Source organism: Chryseobacterium sp. OV279, from assembly GCF_900128945.1.
Taxonomy (GTDB): domain Bacteria; phylum Bacteroidota; class Bacteroidia; order Flavobacteriales; family Weeksellaceae; genus Chryseobacterium.
Map to the genome: position 1 here is coordinate 864,182 of NZ_FQUD01000002.1, position 19,861 is coordinate 884,042.

Sequence of the window (19,861 nt, forward strand, 5' to 3'; positions counted from 1 at the left end):
ATCCATTACATTTGTTATATGATACACGACCAACGAGCAGAAAAATTCAGGCAGATCGTGGAGAATAAGTTCCAGATCTACAATTCATTATTTATGAGCCTGCCTTATGATAAAATGACCAATATCGGGATGCTTCTTCCGTTCCTTTACGAGGAAAGCCGAAACGGATATGAAGAAGGCAAAACCCCTGAGGGAATTGTCGAAGAATTCTTTAAAAACCATACCGATCTTCAAACGGAGGAGCAGAAACTTGAACTGCTTTTTAAGATCATCCAGTACATCGAAAGACAGGTGGTTTTATTTGACAGTATTGAAGACGCGGCATTTCCCAACCTTCATTCCGAAAGTGACAGCGGAACGGTGACCAATCTTTTTGAACGTTCATATCAGGACCATAAACTTGAAAAAGTGCGTGAAAAACTGAAAGATTTCACTGTAAAAGTGGTGTTTACAGCACACCCGACTCAGTTTTATCCAAGCTCGGTACAGAGAATCATTCAGGACCTGCGTGGAGCGATTACCAGTGATTCCGTGACGCAGATTGATATGCTTTTGCAGCAGTTGGGAAAAACTCCTTTTGTCAATAAAGAAAAGCCGACGCCAATAGATGAGGCGCTTAGTATCATTTCCTATTTAAGATATGTGTATTACGATACAATAGGAGAACTTTTTACAAAGATCAGAAAGACCTTTGGAAACGGACATTTCCATCTGCATGAAGATATTATTCAACTTGGCTTCTGGCCGGGCGGGGACAGAGACGGAAATCCGTTTGTGACAGCTGATGTTACGAAAAGAGTAGCAGAAGAGCTTCGTTCCGCAATCCTAAAATCTTATTACAGTCATTTGAAATTTATCAGAAGAAGACTGAGCTTCAGAGGCGTTTCAGAGGTGTTGACACAATTGAGTGATGAGTTGTATGGCGCTATATTTAATGGAAAGATAATCACAGCAGACGATATTCTGAAAAAAACGGATGAAGCCGAAAAAATTCTGGTGAATGAGCACAATTCTTTGTTCTTAGACCTTTTAGCCAATTTTAGAGATCGTGTGAAAATTTTCGGAACTCACTTTGCAACGCTGGATGTCCGTCAGGACAGCAGGATTCATCAGAAAGTGATTGATGAGGTTTTTGCAAAGGTATATGGAGATGCGGAGGCTTCCCAGGAAGAAAAATTCAATAAATTGATTCAGCTTGGTGAAAAGGTAGATGCAGACCAGTTTGAAGATATCGTTAAAGATACCTTACTGACCGTTTCACAGGTTTCTGAGATTCAGGATCTGAATGGTCACAGAGGAATGAACCGCTACATTATTTCCAATTCCGATGCTGTAAAAGATGTGATGAATGTCTATGCATTTTTCAAAATCTGCGGTTATCAGGATGAAGAGATTAAGATGGACATTGTTCCTCTTTTTGAAACGATGGAAGGTTTGGCCAATTCTGAAAATGTAATGAACGAGCTTTATCAGAATCCGATGTATAAAAAGCATCTTGAAAGCAGAGGAAACCAGCAGACGATTATGCTTGGTTTTTCTGACGGAACAAAAGACGGTGGATATCTGAAGGCGAATTGGGAAATTTATAAGGCTAAAGAGGTCTTAACTAAACTTTCCGTTCAAAATGGAATTAAAGTCGTATTTTTTGACGGAAGAGGCGGTCCACCCGCAAGAGGAGGAGGGAAAACCCACGATTTCTATGCTTCACAGGGAAATACTATTGCCAACAATAAAATTGAACTCACGATACAAGGACAGACGATTACCAGTATTTTCGGAAATAAAGAACAGGCGAAATACAATTTTGAGCAGCTTCTGACTGCCGGAGTGGAAAATGATGTCTTTAAAAATTCTAAAAAAGACCTTACAGACAAAGAAAGAAAATTGATCGCCGAGCTGTCTGATATCAGTTATAAAAAATACTCCGATCTGAAAGCTCACCCTATGTTTGTCCCGTATCTTCAGGAAATGAGTACGCTGGAATATTATGGTAAAACAAATATCGGAAGCCGTCCTTCCAAAAGAGGAAACGGCAGTGAACTGAAATTTGAAGATCTTCGAGCGATTCCGTTCGTGGGATCATGGTCGCAGCTGAAGCAGAATGTTCCGGGATTTTTCGGATTCGGATTTGCCATGCAGCAGATGAAAGAGCAGGGAAGACTGGATGAGGTAAAAGAACTGTATAAAGGTTCTGATTTCTTTAAAACCTTAGTGCTGAACTCGATGATGAGTATGAACAAATCCTATTTTCCACTGACTTATTATATTAAAAATAATCCAAAGTTCGGTGCATTCTGGAATATATTGTTTGATGAATACACGCTTTCAAGAGATATTATGCTTGAACTTACCGGATTCAAAATGTTGCAGGAAGAAGATCCGCTGTCCAGAAAATCGGTGAAGATTCGTGAGAAGATTGTGCTTCCACTGTTGAGTATTCAGCAGTATGCCCTGATGAAGATCCAGAAAGGAGAAGGGAATAAAGAAGCTTATGAAAAGCTGGTGACCAGATCATTATTTGGAAATATTAACGCGAGCAGAAACTCAGCTTAATTGATGATAACAACGCCTTTCGATTGAGAGGCGTTTTTTTTTATATAAACCTAAATCACACAAATGGATTCACCTATGAACACAATGATTTTGTGAAACGGTTTTAGGTTTTGGCTAAAGCCATTTGATTGTTTATTAAAAGTAAAACGGGCTAAAGCCCGTTCCTATTGAATATTTGTGTCATAGATATCTCATGTGTGTGATCTGTAGATGATTTATTTTAAATAATGGATATGAAATTAACCACAGATTGCACAGATTTACACAGATGTTTATGGCAATCAAATCTGTATTATCAGCTAAATCTACGAGAAATTATATTTTTAGAACATATTATTACGCATGAAAATTCGTGACATCCGTGCTAAAACATTCGTGTCATTCGTGTTTGAAAAATCAAACACGAATAATTTTTTTTACTGTTGAATTATAAAGTAAAATTAACCACAGATTGCAAGGATTGACACAGATGTTTGTGGTAATTAAATCTGCATTATCAGCTGAATCTGTGAGAAATTATATTTTTAGAACACATTATTACGCATGAGAATTCGTGACGTCCGTGCTAAAACATTCGTGTCATTCGTGTTTGAAAAATCAAACAGGATAATTTTTTTTACTGTTGAATTATAAAGTAAAATTAACTACAGATTGCAAGGATTGACACAGATGTTTGTGGTAATTAAATCTGCATTATCAGCTGAATCTGCGAGAAATTCTATTTTTAAAACACATTATTACGCATGAGAATTCGTGAAATTTGTGCTAAAATATTGGTGTTATTTGTGTTTAAAAAATTATTCTTTTAAAAATTTCTCATAGAAAACCTGGTCCGTCGTCTGAATTTTCAGATAATAGGTTCCTTTCGGGAAATCTTCCACTTTTATAGATTTGAGTCCGGTATTTTTTCTAATCAGTTTTCCTAAATTATCATAGACTTCCAGAGATCGGATATCCGCTTCAGAAGCAATATTCAAAATATTTTTTACAGGATTCGGGAAGATGGCAAATTTTTCTTTTTTTACGATTTCAGAAGTATTCAATGTCTGATTATAAACATTTCCAAAGTTCAGAATACCATAGCCCATCTGGTCCGTATGAGCCGGATAGAGAGAAGCGGTCTGCCTCAGTTTCGTTCTCATCTGATCCCTGTTCATAACAGGGAAGGCCTGAATAAAACATGCTACACCACCTGCAGCGATTGGAGTAGCTATGGAAGTTCCATTAACGGAAGTCAATGTACTGTTAGTAACCGTTGCAGAAGCTGTTCCCCTTGCGCTTGCATCAGGTTTTACTACACCTAAGGAGTTCGGACCATATGATGAAAATCCCGAGGAATTTCCTGCAGAATCTACTGAACCGATTGTGAAAACTTTAGCATTGTCAGCCGGAGTCAGAAGGTAGTGCCATGGCTGCACACCGGAATTTCCTGCGGCTGAAAGAACAAATATTCCTTTATTAACGGCTATTTCAGCGGCTCTTGCAATGAAGGAAGTTGTTCCGTTCATATCGGAATAGGTATAGCTGTATCGGGTGTCATCAAAAGTATTGTACCCAAGAGATGAGGTGATCATGTCAACGCCCTTTCTGTCTGCTTCTTCAGCTGCTTCTATCCAGTACAATTCCTCTTCCGGAATTTCACCCACTGCATTTTCACTGCGGTAAAGATAAAAATCGGCATCGGGAGCGGATCCCACAAAAATATCTTTAATATAGCCTCCGATAGCTCCCAGAACTGCAGATCCATGATTGCTGATGGAGGTATCGTAGACATTATTTGTTTTGGTCACAAAATCATACACCGCTTTGATCTGATTATTGGTACGTATTCTTTCGAAAGCAGATCCTGTATTCACAAAGGGAAATCCTGCATCAATAACTGCAATCGAAATTCCTGTTCCTGTAAATCCTGCTAAATGAAGCGGCCTCACGTTGATCTGGTCGATTTGTGCGGAACCTGAGCCGTAATCAAAAACAGTCAGGTTTTTTTGGCTGGCAGAAGACATATTCCATTTGTCGTTGCCCGCTGTTTTGGTGATGGTAGGATGAGTTTTAGCAAAACGACCTACTGATGAAACATAAGGTTGTGCCTGCAGAATGGTGATCTGTGCGGGAGTGGCATTGACAGCTGCTCCGTTGAGCCATTTCGAGTAATCAATTACGGTAAAACCAAGATTCTGAAGGTTCTGAATATAGGACTGTTCGATAGGTGCATCCTGATCATTGAGCGGAATACCCAGCGAAGTACGTCTGTTAAGGGATTTTTGGGTCAGTTCTGAAAGAGGATTGGCGTAAAAAGCAGCTTTGTTCGGTTTGCCTGAAAAATAAACAAAAACAAGCTCTGTCTGCGCATTTACGGCGGAGTAACCCGCTAAAAGACAAATGAGTAAAAGTTTTTTCATAAAGTTATTTTGTATAAAGATAAAACAAAATCAATAAAATTTTTGATAGGATTTTAAATTCCTTATTTTTACACAAATATTTATTTATGAAAAAAATTCAGATGGTTGACTTGCAAAGTCAGTATTACAAAATAAAGAATGATGTAGACAATGCAGTTTTAAATGTAATGGATTCTGCGGCTTTTATCAACGGCCCTGAGGTAAAGTCTTTCCAGAATGAATTGGAATCTTATTTAGATGTAAAGCATGTGATCCCGTGTGCAAACGGAACGGATGCTTTACAGATCGCGCTGATGGCTTTGGACCTGAAAGAAGGTGATGAAGTGATCACAGCCGATTTTACTTTTGCCGCTACAGTAGAAGTTATTCATTTGCTTAAACTGAAATCAGTGCTGGTAGATGTAGATTACGATACATTCACAATCTCTACAGAAGAAATTAAAAAAGCGATTACGCCAAGAACTAAAGCGATCATTCCTGTACATATTTTCGGACAGTGTGCGAATATGGAGGAAATCCTTAAAATTGCCGAAGAGCACAACCTGTTTGTGATTGAAGACAATGCTCAGGCAATAGGTTCGGAGTTTACATTCTCAGACGGAACTCAAAAATATGCGGGAACTATGGCGACTGTGGGAACTACTTCATTTTTCCCTTCTAAAAATCTTGGATGTTATGGTGACGGAGGTGCTATTACGACCAACAATGATGAGCTGGCACACCGTTTAAGAGGAATTGTAAACCACGGAATGTACGAAAGATATTACCATGATGAGGTAGGGGTGAATTCAAGACTGGACAGCATTCAGGCGGCGGTTTTAAGAAAAAAACTACCCAATCTTGATTCTTACAACGATGCAAGAAGAAAGGCAGCTGATTATTATGACGAAGCTTTTGCAGGAATCGAAAATATTTTAACGCCAAAAAGAGCAGAAAACTCTACCCATGTATTCCACCAGTATACACTAAGAATTCTGAACGGAAAACGTAACGAACTTCAAAAGTTCCTTACAGAGAAAGAAATTCCGGCTATGATTTATTATCCAGTAGCATTGAGAAAGCAGAAAGCATATTACCAGGAAAGTAATGATGCTGATTTTGTGAATACAGATAAGCTTCTTGAGCAGGTGATTTCTCTGCCAATGCACACTGAATTAGACGAAGAGCAGCTGAAGTATATCACGGATGCAGTACGTGAGTTTATGGGATAAGGTATGCTTCACGACGAAAGAATACTTAAGAATAAATTTGCTTATTTTTTTACAATTGTTTTTATTTTAGGTTGGATTATTTATTATGGAGTATTTGTAATTAATGTTTTACTTAAAGGTTATAGATTAGTAGAAAAATACATTCAATTTAGAATTCCTGTTTATTTTTTAAACTTCATAGTATTTACATTATTGATTGTGACATTTGTACATGTTTTTAAAGAATCAAAAAAAATGTTTATGTATTTAAATGTTGCAGGGATTTCGATCATCATTTTAGGTTCTCTGAGCTTTTATATTAATTATGATGAGAAATGGGGAGCATATATCTATTCTTTTTTATTTGGGCTTACTTTGTTTTTAATAGGACCCATATTACTTATAAATTACTTTAGACATAGGCCTGCGAAGAGCGAGATAGACAACATAGGAACACACACAGATTAAAAAAAATATAACAAAAAAATGGCAGTACTTGTTACGGGCGGGCTCGGATACATCGGTTCCCATACAGTAGTTGAGCTTCTTAACGATGGTTTTGAAGTGGTTATTGTAGACGATTTATCCAACTCGGAAAGATTTATTTTAAAGAATATCGAAGAGATTACGGGCAAAAAGCCGTTTTTTTATCCTTTTGATTTAAGACGCAGAGAGCTCCTTACGCAGGTTTTTGATGCTCACCAGATCGAAGGATGTATCAATTTTGCAGCTTCCAAAGCAGTAGGAGAGAGCCAGGTAAAACCGGTGGATTATTATGAAAATAATTTATTCACACTGATCAATATTCTTCAGGAATTTAAAGAAAGAGGCCTCTCTAATTTTATATTCAGTTCTTCCTGCACCGTCTATGGGCAGGCGGAAAAGATGCCGATCGATGAGAATACACCGCTGAAGCTTCCGGAAAGTGTTTACGGAAAGACCAAGCAGATGGGAGAACAGATTTTAACGGATTTTGCGAAAGCATACAACAGAAGAATCTCCCTTCTAAGGTATTTTAACCCGATAGGAGCCCATCCTTCAGGAAAACTGGGCGAACTACCAATGGGAGTTCCCAACAATCTGGTTCCTTACGTGATGCAGACTGCTGCGGGAATCCGTGAGAAACTGAATATCTGGGGCGATGATTATGATACGGAAGACGGAACACCGGTCCGTGATTATATTTATGTTGTGGATCTTGCCAAGGCTCATGTAAGTGCCCTGAAAAAGCTGATGCAGAGTAGTGATGAAACAGTGATTGATATTTTTAACCTGGGAACAGGAAAAGGAGTGTCGGTACTGGAAGTGGTGAAAGCTTTCGAAACGGCTAATGATGTGAAAGTTCCTTATCAGATCTGTGCAAGAAGAGAAGGTGATATTACGGTGGCTTATGCCGATGTCCGCAAAGCTGAAAAAGAGCTTCACTGGAAATCGGAGACATCACTGGAGGAGTCCTTGAGAACAGTCTGGAAATGGCAGCTGTATCTGGATGCTCAGACCGTTTAAAAGAAGAACATAAAAACAGATTATAAAACAAATTACAAAATCTTTTCCTTCAGTCTTCACTTTTTTAAAGGTAAAGAAATGGTGACTGTCACGGAATTTTAATTGAAATTAGTATGAAAACACAAAAAATAGGTATTACATTTTCCTCATTTGACCTGCTTCATGCGGGACACATTAAAATGCTTGAAGAGGCTAAAACAGTGTGCGATTATTTAATTGTAGGGCTTCAGATCGATCCGTCTCACGACCGTCCGAATAAAAACAAGCCGAGCCAGACCATTGTAGAAAGATACATCCAGTTGAAGGCTGTCAATGCCGTAGACGAGATCATTCCCTATTATACAGAAGAAGATCTTCAGGATATTTTAAAGTCTTTTGTGATCGATGTAAGGATCATTGGTGATGATTATATGGACAGAGATTTTACCGGTAAAAGGTATTGTGAAGAGAAAGGAATTGAAATCTTTTACAATAAAAGAGATCACCGGTTTTCCACCAGCGACCTTAGAAGAAGAATCTACGAAGCTGAAAAAGAAAAATTCGAACAGACTGAAACTGTAAAATAAAAAAAATCCCGAAAATATTTTTCGGGATTTTTTTTATGGGTAATATGTTTACATTGGTCCTTGTTGGTCGTCGCCAGATGCATTGGAGTTGATATCTTTTTTCCTTTTAGGCTGTTCTACTTTCTCACCCTGCTTGAATCTGTAGGTAAGAGAAACTGAGAACTGTCTAGGTTGCCACTGCATATAAGAATCTCTTACGCTATTGGCTGTGTATGTTGTAGATCTCATGGATCTGGTATTGAAAATATCCTGAACATTAAAGGCTAAAGTTCCGTCCCCTTTCCAAATGGTTTTAGAAGCACCAAGACTGATGGCATACATGTCTTTTCTATCCTGATAGGCCGTTTTCTGGCCCCCTCTGTAGAATCCCTGTAGCTGGAAGCTGAATGTTTTATCTACTTTAATGGTTGAAGAAAGTCTCGCTCTTGTTGAAAAACCTTTACCATTAAAATCAGCAACAGCCTGAATAGGATTACCATTTTTATCAAAGGTATCATATAGCGTGCTTCCTTTTGTATTATAGCCAAACAAGTCGACATTTCCTAAGAATTTCAACCAGCTTGTTGCATCCCAGTTGAAGTTTAAATCTAAACCAAAACGGTCATCCGTACCCAGGTTAATAGGTTTTGTATGAGATTCTATACGCTTTGGAGTAGTAATAACTCCATTTTCATCTGTAGCCAAAATATTATACACTAACATTTTCGTGTCATCAGTCTGATGTCTGTAATATAGCGTAGGGTTAATCGTAAATTTCTTTTTTGAAATGCTGTACCCAAATTCAAAAGAGTCTACGTATGATGGGTTAAGATCAATGTTTCCGTCAAAAATATTTTGGTTATCATTATAACTCGGGTTAGGAATCATAAAGAATGATCTTGGGCGGTCTATTCTTCTTGTGTAGTTTAATAGCAACTGATTATCCTTAGCGAATTCATAACTTAAATATACGCTTGGGAATAAGTTATTGTAATTTTTATTAGTTGCAGGTACATTTTTCTTGGGGTCAAGACTTACGTAATTAATATCTACATTCGACAATTCATCTCTTACACCTACCTGATATCCTAATTTTCCGATTTTACTTTTGAATTGCAAATAAAAAGCATTAAAAGTCTCCTTATATGTTGCATCATAAGTGTATGGCTTAAGAAAATCTAATGGCTTTGTTGTGGTGCTCTCACGAACATCATTGCTATAATCATTGGTATTGATATCAATTCTGTATCCTGCTTCTAATTTTGAATATTCACCAATAGGCAACTCATAATCAACCTTACCAATAACAGATCTGTTAGTGGTATGTTGATTAATGATATCTTTCAAATTATCAATAGTATCATCAATATTGGTATCGTTGTATGACCGGCTTCTCTGTAAACTTAATGATAATGATAAATTTTGTCCTTTATCATCAAATTTATGATCCAAACCAAAATCACCTTGAAAAGCCAGGTTGTTGTTGGTTCCGAAAGTACTTCTGTTTGATGTATAAAAAGCATTTTTAAAAGGAGTATAGAGATAATCAATATTTCCAAAATTTTCACTGTCAAAAGTTCTTACGGTTCCGGATGCATTTACTGAGGTTTTTTCAGAAATGTCATAAACGATACCTGCAGAAGCGTTATAGTTGTTGTTTTTACTTTTAGTTTCAGAGTTAGTATTTCTTTGTATCAGATCATCATTTAATACGGCATTGTTAAAATAATCATCGTTTCTACTGGTATTTTTAGATTCTCTGTAGCCACCACCGCCATTTAGAAACCATGTAAAGTTTCCTTTTCTCCAGTTAAGGTTGGCGTTCAGGTTGGTTTGGGGAAGGTATCCTAAAGTTCCGATAACACTACCATTGAAACCGGTCTTCTTGGTTTTCTTTAAAATAATATTCAGAATACCCGCTGTACCGCTTGCCTCAAATTTAGAAGAAGGATTCGTGATCACTTCAATTCTGTCGATCTGGTCTGCCGGGATACTCTGAAGTGCATTGGCCCCATCATCTATTCCAAGAAGGGCAGATGGTTTTCCGTTAATCAGGAATCTTACATTCGAACTTCCTCTCATCGAAACAGTACCGTCAGTATCCACAGAAACAGAAGGAACGTTAGAAAGAACATCCTGAAGGTTTCCTCCTTTACTTACAATATCCTGAGAAGGGTCGTACGTTCTTTTGTCAAGCTCTACTTTATAAGGTTTCGTTGAGGCTGCAGTAATCACTACTCCCTGGATTTCCTGTGTTTTACCATCAAGGCTGGTTGTCGCTTCAGGTTGTATAGATAAAGCGCCGATGTTTCCAGGGCCTGCAATATTTTTAGTAATAGTGCTCTTCTTGTAGTCGATGGCTTCTACGGTGATATCATAGTTTCCAGGAGCTAATTCCAGTTTGTACTGTCCTTTTTCGTCGGTAAGTACAGCGTCGCTTAATGCTTTGTTCACTTTATTGCTGAACGTCACAGAAGCATAAGGAACCGGCTGGTTGTTTTTGTTGACAATCATTCCCGTAACGCCTGCTTTATCCTGCGCAAATGCCATGGCAGCTGCCGAAAGTACAAAAGTAAGTGCTAGCGTTTTTTTTGTGAAAATGTTGACAATTTCCGTCTGATTCATAAGGTATTGTTTGTGTAAAATCGTGAAAGTATAACTTATAACATTGTGAAATCATTAATTGGGTTGATTTTCAAAATATTATAATTTATGTATTATTTATAGATGTATAAGTCGTATGTAAGTGTTAAAAGTTAATTATCGTATTGTTAAATAAAAGTTAAATTAGTTTTTTATTTTATATTTTTTGAATTCAGCCAGTCCTGATACGCTTTTGCATTGATGGCATGCTCTTCTGCGCTGGCTGTAAATTTATGATAGCCGAACCTCGCCGGATCTGCACACATAAATATATAATTGTTGTTTTCTGCATTTAAAACAGCATCTACAGAGTTTTTGTCTACTACACAAATCGGTCCCGGAGGAATTCCTTTATTAGCATAGGTATTATAAGGCGATGGAGTAGACAGGTGTTTGTAAAATACGCGTTTGATTTGCTCTTTAAAATTAGTCTGCTTGTTGATCGCATAAATCACTGTTGGATCAGACTGAAGCTTCATTCCCTTTCTGTAACGGTTCAGGTATAATCCTGCAATCGTCTTCATCTCATCTTTTTTCCCTCCCGATTCTTTATAAACAATGGATGCCAAAGCATAAATCTGATCTCTGCTCAGACCCGACTGCTGTTCCTGATTCTTTCTGTCGCTCGTCCAGAACTCACTATACTGCTCATCGAATTTTTTGAAAAACTCTCTCGGACTTACCGTCCAGAAGAAATTATACGTATCGATGAAGAAGTATTTCTTTAAATCCTCTGCATTTTTATATCCTTTCTCTACAGCTACCTGATTCAGATCATTCACGAAGTGTAAAGAATCAAGTTCCGTCTTTTTCGTCACCTTCCCGATCATCTGATACATATCCCCGAAATCCCCGATTCTGAAACTGTTTTCAGACTGATTTCCGGCCTTGATCATATTCACAAGGTTGGTGTTTCCTGCTCCCGGTTGGAAATGGTAACGCCCCGGCTTGAAATACTGAGCAAGATCTTTATCCTTGGCCACAGCCTCGAATGCTTCTTTATCTTTTACATACGGGCCCACGGAGTCAAGGATCTGCTTAAAATCCGCTTTATGGGGAATTAAGACATAGCCATCCTTTTCTACGTTGTTACCGTAATATTTATTATAAAATCTCAAACCAAAAAATCCTGCCGCTCCAAAAACGATAAGAGCGATAACGAGAACAGTTTTTTTCATTATTAAAAAGTTGATTAAAAGTTTGTTTTTAAATAAGATCTATTTTGCCTCTAAAAACCTGCTTTGCCGGACCCTCCAACCAGATATTCTGAAAGGAATTTCCGTTTTTCTCAGCATGAACTTTAAGATCGCCTCCTAAAGTTTTAACTTTTACAGAGATTAGATTATGTTTTTGTAAAAAAGTTAAAGCAGAAGCTGTAACTCCTGTTCCACAACTGAAAGTTTCGTCCTCAACGCCTCGTTCATAGGTTCTTACAAAAATTTCATCATCATTAAATTTTTCAACAAAATTCACATTGATACCTTTTTCCTTATATTTTTCTGAATTTCTGATGCCGTTTCCTTCTGCAAAAACATTGTAATTCACCAGATCCTCTACATATCTTACATAATGAGGTGAGCCGGTATTCATCACCGTGTCTTCTCCGTCTGCAGAAATTGTATCCACATCAATCATCTTTAATTTAATGATCCCGTTATGAATCTCCGCTTCATGTTCACCATCAGTAGCAATGAACTTACATTTATCCTCAAAAATATCCAGGAAGAAAGCAAAGGCCACAAGACATCTTCCTCCGTTTCCGCACATCGTACTTTCGCCGCCGTCCGAATTATAGTAGACCATTTTGAAATCATAGTCGCCTTCATTTTCCAGAAGGATAAGACCATCTGCCCCGATTCCGAAACGTCTGTCACATAGTTTTTCAATAAGATCTTTTTCTTTGGGAAACTGCAGGTCACGGTTGTCTACCATCACAAAATCATTTCCAGTTCCCTGATATTTATAAAATTCCATATTATTTAGTGTAAAATTAACGAGCAAAATTAATATATTTAAAATGAAAAACGAACAGTGTTAGCTGTTCGTTTTCTTATTTATAATCGTTTTATCTAAATCCACCTCCGCTGGACTGCTGTCTCGTTGTACCACTGTTTTGCTGAGTGTTGTTCTGGGAGCTTGAGCTTCCTCTGAACCCGCCGGAAGATTCCGTTCTGGTGCTGTTCTGATTTTGGTTTTGGTTACTCGGTTGTGAGTTTCTGAAACCGCCACTGTTCTGGTTATTCTGGCTTCCCTGATTGTTCTGGTAAGTCCCGCCCGTTTGATTTCTGAAGCCTCCGTTGTTGCTTTGTGGTCTCTGGTTGTTGTTACCGTTATTGTAACTGCTGTTTGGATTTCTGAATCCGTTTCCATTGCTGTTACTGTTTCCACTGCCTGTCGGCTGTCCTCTGAATCCGTTATTCGGTCTTTGGGAAGTTATATTGGAATTGGATCTTCTTTCTACATAAACTTTTCTTCTGCTGTTCCCTGAATTATAGTAATAATAAGGAACACCACTATCATAATAATAATTGACGTCATTTCTGTAATAGTAGCCGTCATTTCCATAATAACCGCCGTTTCCGTAATAACCGGATGGAGCATAATAATTTCCGTTGTTATAATATGGGTCTCCGTAACCACCATTGTTTGCGTATCCGTCTGAATAAGCCAAACATGATGTCAGAGTACTAATAGCAACGATACTGAATGCTATTTTAAGTAAATTTTTCATGACTTTATTGTACTTTTTTCTTTTAAACTTTTTTTCCAATTGACGTATCCTAAGATCGCCATTATAGTAAATACCAAATATTGAACCGAAGTGATACCAAGCTCCTTAAAAATCATCATTGGGATACAAATAAAATCTCCGATGATCCAGAAAATCCAGTTCTCAATGCGCTGTCTGGCCATAAACCACATCCCCACTAAAAAAATAGAAGTCGTGATCGCATCCAGCCAATTCGCCCAGTCAAGATGATACAGTCCTAAATTCGTACCCTGCATAGAAAACTGATTATCTATGTAAGGTTTGTAATAATAGATCAGTGTTACCAGTGCAAGACTTAATATAAAAAGAACGCCTGCGAACATTCTTTCTCTATTGGTAGCCCAGGAAACATCGACATGAACGTGGTCTTTAGAGTTTTTTGACCATAAGATCCATCCGTAAACGCTCATCGCCGTATAATACACATTGATCATACAGTCGCCAAGCAGCCCGAAATTAAATAGAATATAGACGTAGATCAGCGTGGAGACAATGCCTGTAGGGTAGACCCAAATATTCTTTTTAATTGAAAAATACACGCTCAAAATTCCGAAAACCGTACCAGAGGCTTCAAGCAGGATTTGGGCAGCACTGTAGTTTTCATACGGCTTTACAAAAAGATCATATAAATTCATGCGATCAAAAATAAACAAAAATTAACACTTTTGAAAATAAATTAAATAATGTGTAAATCAGTTTTTTAAATACGTTTGTTTAAAATAAATCACGAAAGTTTATCAATAAACGTTAAGGTTTGTAAAATTTTTATATTTTCGTAAATCTTTAATTAAATAAAAAAACATGTCTAAAATTTGGGTTAAGAAGCCAATGAGCGCTTATGAAGCTGATATCAAAAAGAGCCAGCTGAAACGCGTTCTGGGAAAATGGAGCCTTACTGCTATCGGAATCGGGGCAATCATTGGAGGAGGAATTTTTGTACTTACGGGAACGGGTGCTTATTATAATGCCGGGCCTGCACTGGCACTTTCATTTGTTATAGCGGGAATCGCCTGTGTATTTGCAGCATTATGTTATGCAGAATTTGCTTCCATTCTTCCTGTAGAAGGATCAGCTTATGCTTACGCTTATGGAACGGTAGGAGAAATCTTCGCCTGGATCATAGGATGGGGGCTGATACTGGAATACGCTATGGGATCTATGACCGTCGCCGTCTCCTGGTCGGGATATTTTGCGAAACTCCTCAAAATGTTCGGGCTGCATCTTCCGGCTTATCTTACCACAGATCCGCAGACTTATATTGCAGCTGGAAATTCAGGTTTCTCTATGAACTTACCTGCGTTTCTGATTGTTTTCCTTGTGATCTCGATCTTAGTAAGAGGGACAAAAGGGGCTGCTAAAGCGAACAACTTCATTGTAGTACTTAAGGTTTCTGCTATTATTTTCGTAATTGTTGCAGGAGCTTTTATTATTTTCAATTCAGCTGATCCTTTTAAAAACTGGGTTCCATTCATTCCTGAGCCTACCACCATCACAGAAAATGGAGTCTCCCATTCTGCTTACGGTATTGCCGGAGTAGTAGCCGGAGCATCCGCTATTTTCTTTGCTTATGTAGGTTTCGATGCCGTTTCCACTCAGGCAGGAGAAGCCATTAACCCTAAAAAAGACGTACCGTTTGCCATCATCGCTTCGCTGATCATCTGTACACTTTTATATATCCTTGTTTCTTTAGTGTTAACGGGAATGATGCATTACACAGATTTTAATCCGCTTGGGAAATATCCGGATGCTATTAAAGCTCCTGTGGCTTATGCATTTGATATTGCAGGATACGCGTGGGCAGGATACATTATCACCATTGCTGCTACTGTAGGATTGATTTCAGTATTGATGGTAATGATCATGGGTCAGTCAAGAATTTTCTTAGGAATGTCTAAAGACGGATTGATTCCTGCTACTTTTTCAAAAGTAAACCCTAAAACAGGAGTTCCTACAAAAAACCTTCTTATTTTAGGCGTTGTGATTGCTATTGTAGCTTCTCTTACTCCTATTAATGACCTTGCACACATGACCAGTTTCGGAACCCTGTTCGCGTTTACCATGGTGTGTGTAGCAGTTTGGGTACTGAGAGTAAAAGAACCTGCATTACAGAGAAACTTTAAAGTTCCGGCTTTACCGCTTATTGCCTGTTTAGGTATCGCGATCAACGTTTATCTGATATTTAACCTGAGCAAAGAAGCACAAATGTATTCTTTCGCATGGCTGATCATCGGATTCTTTGTATACTTCCTGTACAGTAAAAAACACTCTAAGCTTCAGAACGGAGGCTACGGAGAAACTTTCAAAGCAGAACAGGAGCCTTTGGAAAAACATGATTTAGATTAAAAAACATACAATCAAAATCCGCAGATTACTGCGGATTTTTTATTTTTGTCTTATATGAAAAAATTAATCCTCATTGTATTTTCCTTTCTGGGAATTTTTACATTTTCTCAACAGATAGAAAGTTTCGAGACGATTCTTAATGATAAAATAAGCATCCGTGCTCTTGAAGTTGATGGCGGAAAAGTCTGGTACAGCGGAACAGATTCTAAGTTCGGGTTTGTTGATCTGAAGAATGTCAAAAATCAGAAACAGATCAGATTATCTGAAAAGAAGCTTCAGTTCAGAACGCTGGCGCAGGATAAAAACTCTTTTTATGCAATTAATATTGAGAGTCCTGCTTATTTTTTTAAGATTGATAAAGAAAGTTTAAAATCGGAAACTGTGTTTACAGATACGGCGAAAACTGCTTTTTATGATGCTCTGCATTTTGTGAATGATAAACTGGCTTATACCTTCAGTGATGCCGATAAAGATAATATGCTCAAGCTGGCTGTCTACAGAGATGGTCAATGGGGTATGTTCAAAAACAAGGTACAGCTGAATAGTGGTGAAGCCGCATTTGCAGCAAGCAATACCAATATCGCTTCCACAAAAAAATATCTGTGGGTTGCCACAGGAGGGAAATCATCACGGATTTTAAGATTAAATTTTAAAACGGAAAAAATTGAAACATTCAATACGCCTTTTATCCAGGGAGAATATTCTCAGGGAATGTATTCAATAGATTTTTATGATGACAGATTTGGCGTTGCAGTAGGTGGAGACTATACCAAACAGGACGCCAATATCAATAATATTGCTACAACGAATGATGGTGGTGAAAGCTGGCAGATTCAGGCATCCGGACAAAATGCAGGCTACACGACCTGTGTGAAAATCAAGCCCGGTTCCAAGGGTAAAGAGATGATTTCAGTGGGAGATCAACACATTAGCTATTCTTCTGATTTCGGGAAAACATGGAAGAAAATTTCTGATGAAAAAGGATTCTTTGTTTGCAGTTGGATCAATGTAAATACAGTTGTTTTTGCAGGAAAAGACAGGATTTCTGTGATGAAATTGAAGTCTTAACGGAAGAATAATGACTGTATCAGAATTGTAAATCTTACGTATAGAATTTATCATTCTTGGAGAAATTCCAGTAACCACCGTATTTAGACTCATTATAAAATACGGCCTAATATATTTCATGGTTTAAAATTCATAACTAATGGTTAATTTTGCAGGATGAAACTGGTGTAGTCCCAATTTCATGATTCGATAATATTTTAAATTTTGAAATGAATTCTTTAATAGATAAGTATAATATTCCCGGACCACGTTACACGTCTTATCCCACTGTTCCTTACTGGGACGAGTCAACATTTTCGCCCGAAAAGTGGAGGGATACGGTGATCAGGTCTTTTCATGAGAGCAATGCAGAGGAGGGAATTTCTATTTATATTCACCTGCCTTTCTGCGAGGCATTGTGTACGTTCTGTGCCTGTCACAAGCGTATTACAAAACAGCACAGCGTTGAAATTCCATATCTGGAAAGCGTTTTAAAAGAGTGGAAACTCTATCTGGAGCTTTTTGAAGAAAAACCGAAACTGAAAGAACTTCACCTCGGAGGAGGTACGCCTACATTTTTCTCACCTAAAAACTTAAAAACCTTATTGGAAGGGATTTTTGAAACGGTGGAAATTGCAGAACATCCCGAGTTTTCTTTTGAAGGACATCCGAATAATACTACACGAGACCATCTTCAGACCTTATATGACCTTGGATTCAGAAGAGTGAGTTTTGGAGTTCAGGATTATGATCCTAAAGTTCAGAAAGCCATCAACAGAATTCAGCCGTTTGAAAATGTGAAAAATGTAACGGAATGGGCCAAGGAAATCGGGTACAGCGGAATCAGTCATGATCTGGTATTCGGGCTTCCACATCAGTCCTGGGAGGCGATGGAGCATACGATCAGAAAAACGATGGAGCTGAAGCCGGATAGATTGGCGTTCTATTCCTATGCACACGTTCCGTGGGTAAAAGGAGTGGGGCAGAGAGGTTTTGATGAAAACGACCTTCCAAGCGGTGAAGAAAAACGCCGTTTATATGAAGACGGGAAAAAACTACTTCAGGATTTAGGATATATTGAAGTAGGAATGGACCATTTTTCTCTGGAACACGATGATCTGTATCAATCTCTTATTCAGAAAAAACTGCACAGGAACTTTATGGGCTATACTTCAAGCAATACCCAATTGATGGTTGGTCTTGGAATGTCTGCCATCTCAGATTCCTGGTATGCTTTTGCCCAGAATGTGAAAACCGTAGAAGAATATCAGAAGATGGTGGAAGAAGGTCAGATTCCGGTAGTGAAAGGTCATATTCTTGATGAAGAAGATCTTACTGTGAGAAGACATATTCTGAATCTGATGTGTCAGCTGGAAACTACCTTTACAGATAAAAATTCGTTCCCTGAACTGGAGAATGCATTTGAAATGCTGGAGGAAATGGAGAAGGATGAATTGGTGGAAATCTACGATAACCAGATTAAGATTACAGAAAAAGGAAGAGCATTTACGAGAAACGTCGCGATGGTATTTGACCTCAGAATGATGAGAAATAAACCTGAAACGAGAATTTTCTCTATGACGATATAGAAATAGAATATGAACCGGAAGTTTCTGATTGTTTTTCTATATGTATACACCCTGGCCTTCAGTGTCATCAAGACCATAAGACTTCCTAACGAATGGTCTGAGGCTCATTGGCTGATGGATTACCGGTTCGGATTTATAAAAAGGGGACTGGCCGGAGAAATTTTCGGGTTCTTTTTTGAGAAAAGCCTACTTCATATTCAGATCTTATCTGCAGGCATCTTATTGCTTCTCTATACGGCATTAATCATTATTTCCGTCCGTAATACCCTGCAGAAATACAGCATCAGGAAGGTTTTGTTCTATCTGGTCTTTTTTCTTTCACAGTATGTTGTACTCTCAGCACATCTTATTGGGTATCTTGATCATGTGATCTTCCTTCTGACTATACTGGCGGTTTATTTGATCAGAAATAAAAAAGTTTTTCTGGCTTCGCTGCTAGCTGTATTTGCGGTAGTAATCCATGAGATATCATTTTTTCTGATGGTTCCTGTCTGCCTTTTTGCGCTTCTGGTCTATGAAACGTCTGGTAAAAAGTTGATTTTTTCATCAGAACTGTTTAAAAAAGCAGGTCTGTTCCTTTTGTTGCCCGTAGTGGCTACGCTTTCCGTATCTTTTTATCAGGAATTGTATGGCAAAGAAAATGATCAGCTTATCCTGCATTATCTGGAGAATACAGGTTTTATAAGCCGAAAAGTTGCGGTGATGATTTCTTCTGCTTACACAGAAAGTTTTGGGACTTATCTCAAGGAGCAGAGTCCATTCTTTATAGAAAGGATGTTTCTGTCTAAAAATACGGTTAAATTCGGGCTTCCCATCTTGTTTATGATCTACCTTGCAATCAGGGAATTCAGAAAAGTCAATAAATATATTCTTATGCTTCTTGCGGCTGTTTCTTTATTTCCGCTTCTGCTTCACGCCATAGCATGGGATACGTTCAGGATATGGGCATTTCCTTTTATGATCCTTTTTCTGGGATTTTGGGTGTTAAGCAACAGGTTTTCCGATGTGGAAATTTCGGATGAACGGCTTTCGTGGTTTGAAATTTTAATCTTTGTGATTTCAGTTGTGCTTGTAGGCTTTTTTCAGAATACTCTTTTTGAAAATGAAATAGAAAGGTTATCGAAGCTTGAAAGAGTTGTTTTGCTGATTCCTGTATTTTTAGCAACAGGCTTTCTTTATTTTAAAAAAGCCCCAATAAAGAATATTGAGGCTTAGAATTTTTGTTTAATTGAGAATAAAGAGTCTAGAACCAAGCTGTAAGACATCAGACGCT

Annotated in this window: 15 protein-coding genes; 9 read left to right on the plus strand and 6 right to left on the minus strand. The window is 38.0% G+C overall.

Going from position 1 to position 19,861, the window contains the following annotated elements; all coding sequences use genetic code 11:
* Positions 1 to 18: 18 nt before the first annotated feature.
* Positions 19 to 2,553 (plus strand): phosphoenolpyruvate carboxylase, encoded by a 2,535-nt coding sequence (locus tag BUA72_RS11660; RefSeq protein ID WP_072923021.1) that lies wholly within the window; start codon positions 19 to 21, stop codon positions 2,551 to 2,553.
* A 797-nt stretch (positions 2,554 to 3,350) separates the two neighbouring features.
* Here BUA72_RS11660 and BUA72_RS11665 read toward each other — a convergent pair.
* Positions 3,351 to 4,955, minus strand: a complete 1,605-nt coding sequence (locus BUA72_RS11665; protein WP_072923022.1) for a S8/S53 family peptidase — start codon at positions 4,953 to 4,955, stop codon at positions 3,351 to 3,353.
* An 86-nt stretch (positions 4,956 to 5,041) separates the two neighbouring features.
* Between BUA72_RS11665 and BUA72_RS11670 the strand changes: the two genes are divergently transcribed.
* The 4 genes from BUA72_RS11670 (at position 5,042) to BUA72_RS11685 (ending at position 8,217) form a co-directional block, all read left to right on the plus strand.
* Positions 5,042 to 6,166 carry a DegT/DnrJ/EryC1/StrS family aminotransferase gene (locus BUA72_RS11670; RefSeq protein ID WP_072923023.1) on the plus strand — a complete coding sequence of 375 codons (1,125 nt, stop codon included), beginning with the start codon at positions 5,042 to 5,044 and terminating at the stop codon, positions 6,164 to 6,166.
* Between the two features lie 3 nt (positions 6,167 to 6,169).
* Entirely contained in the window at positions 6,170 to 6,613 is a 444-nt protein-coding gene (locus tag BUA72_RS11675) for a hypothetical protein (protein WP_072923024.1), read from the plus strand.
* An 18-nt stretch (positions 6,614 to 6,631) separates the two neighbouring features.
* A complete protein-coding gene (gene galE / locus BUA72_RS11680) occupies positions 6,632 to 7,651 on the plus strand; it encodes a UDP-glucose 4-epimerase GalE (RefSeq protein ID WP_047448082.1) in 1,020 nt (339 codons plus the stop codon).
* Between the two features lie 113 nt (positions 7,652 to 7,764).
* Entirely contained in the window at positions 7,765 to 8,217 is a 453-nt protein-coding gene (locus tag BUA72_RS11685) for an adenylyltransferase/cytidyltransferase family protein (protein ID WP_047448080.1), read from the plus strand.
* Positions 8,218 to 8,265: 48 nt separating this feature from the next.
* On the opposite strand, the gene BUA72_RS11690 is transcribed toward BUA72_RS11685, so the two are convergent.
* The 5 genes from BUA72_RS11690 to pnuC all read right to left on the minus strand — a co-directional run bounded on the left by BUA72_RS11690 (position 8,266) and on the right by pnuC (position 14,244).
* Complete coding sequence (locus tag BUA72_RS11690; RefSeq protein ID WP_072923025.1) at positions 8,266 to 10,821, minus strand: TonB-dependent receptor domain-containing protein; 2,556 nt, start codon at positions 10,819 to 10,821, stop codon at positions 8,266 to 8,268.
* 170 nt (positions 10,822 to 10,991) lie between these two features.
* The gene (gene mltG, locus BUA72_RS11695) at positions 10,992 to 12,017 is read right to left on the minus strand and encodes an endolytic transglycosylase MltG (protein ID WP_072923026.1); all 1,026 of its coding nucleotides are present in this window, start codon (positions 12,015 to 12,017) and stop codon (positions 10,992 to 10,994) included.
* 28 nt (positions 12,018 to 12,045) lie between these two features.
* Entirely contained in the window at positions 12,046 to 12,813 is a 768-nt protein-coding gene (gene dapF, locus BUA72_RS11700; RefSeq protein ID WP_072923027.1) for a diaminopimelate epimerase, read from the minus strand.
* Between the two features lie 91 nt (positions 12,814 to 12,904).
* Complete coding sequence (locus BUA72_RS11705) at positions 12,905 to 13,570, minus strand: hypothetical protein (RefSeq protein ID WP_072923180.1); 666 nt, start codon at positions 13,568 to 13,570, stop codon at positions 12,905 to 12,907.
* On the minus strand, positions 13,567 to 14,244 hold the full coding sequence (pnuC, locus tag BUA72_RS11710; protein WP_072923028.1) for a nicotinamide riboside transporter PnuC: 678 nt from the start codon (positions 14,242 to 14,244) through the stop codon (positions 13,567 to 13,569). The genes BUA72_RS11705 and pnuC overlap by 4 nt, the downstream gene beginning before the upstream one ends.
* 166 nt (positions 14,245 to 14,410) lie before the next feature.
* Between pnuC and BUA72_RS11715 the strand changes: the two genes are divergently transcribed.
* The 4 genes from BUA72_RS11715 (at position 14,411) to BUA72_RS11730 (ending at position 19,803) form a co-directional block, all read left to right on the plus strand.
* A complete protein-coding gene (locus BUA72_RS11715; RefSeq protein WP_047448060.1) occupies positions 14,411 to 15,952 on the plus strand; it encodes an APC family permease in 1,542 nt (513 codons plus the stop codon).
* 54 nt (positions 15,953 to 16,006) lie between these two features.
* A complete protein-coding gene (locus BUA72_RS11720; protein WP_072923029.1) occupies positions 16,007 to 17,020 on the plus strand; it encodes a WD40/YVTN/BNR-like repeat-containing protein in 1,014 nt (337 codons plus the stop codon).
* 209 nt (positions 17,021 to 17,229) lie between these two features.
* Positions 17,230 to 18,588 carry an oxygen-independent coproporphyrinogen III oxidase gene (gene hemN / locus BUA72_RS11725; RefSeq protein ID WP_047448056.1) on the plus strand — a complete coding sequence of 453 codons (1,359 nt, stop codon included), beginning with the start codon at positions 17,230 to 17,232 and terminating at the stop codon, positions 18,586 to 18,588.
* A gap of 9 nt (positions 18,589 to 18,597) precedes the next feature.
* Positions 18,598 to 19,803 (plus strand): hypothetical protein, encoded by a 1,206-nt coding sequence (locus BUA72_RS11730; protein WP_072923030.1) that lies wholly within the window; start codon positions 18,598 to 18,600, stop codon positions 19,801 to 19,803.
* Positions 19,804 to 19,861: the final 58 nt, after the last annotated feature.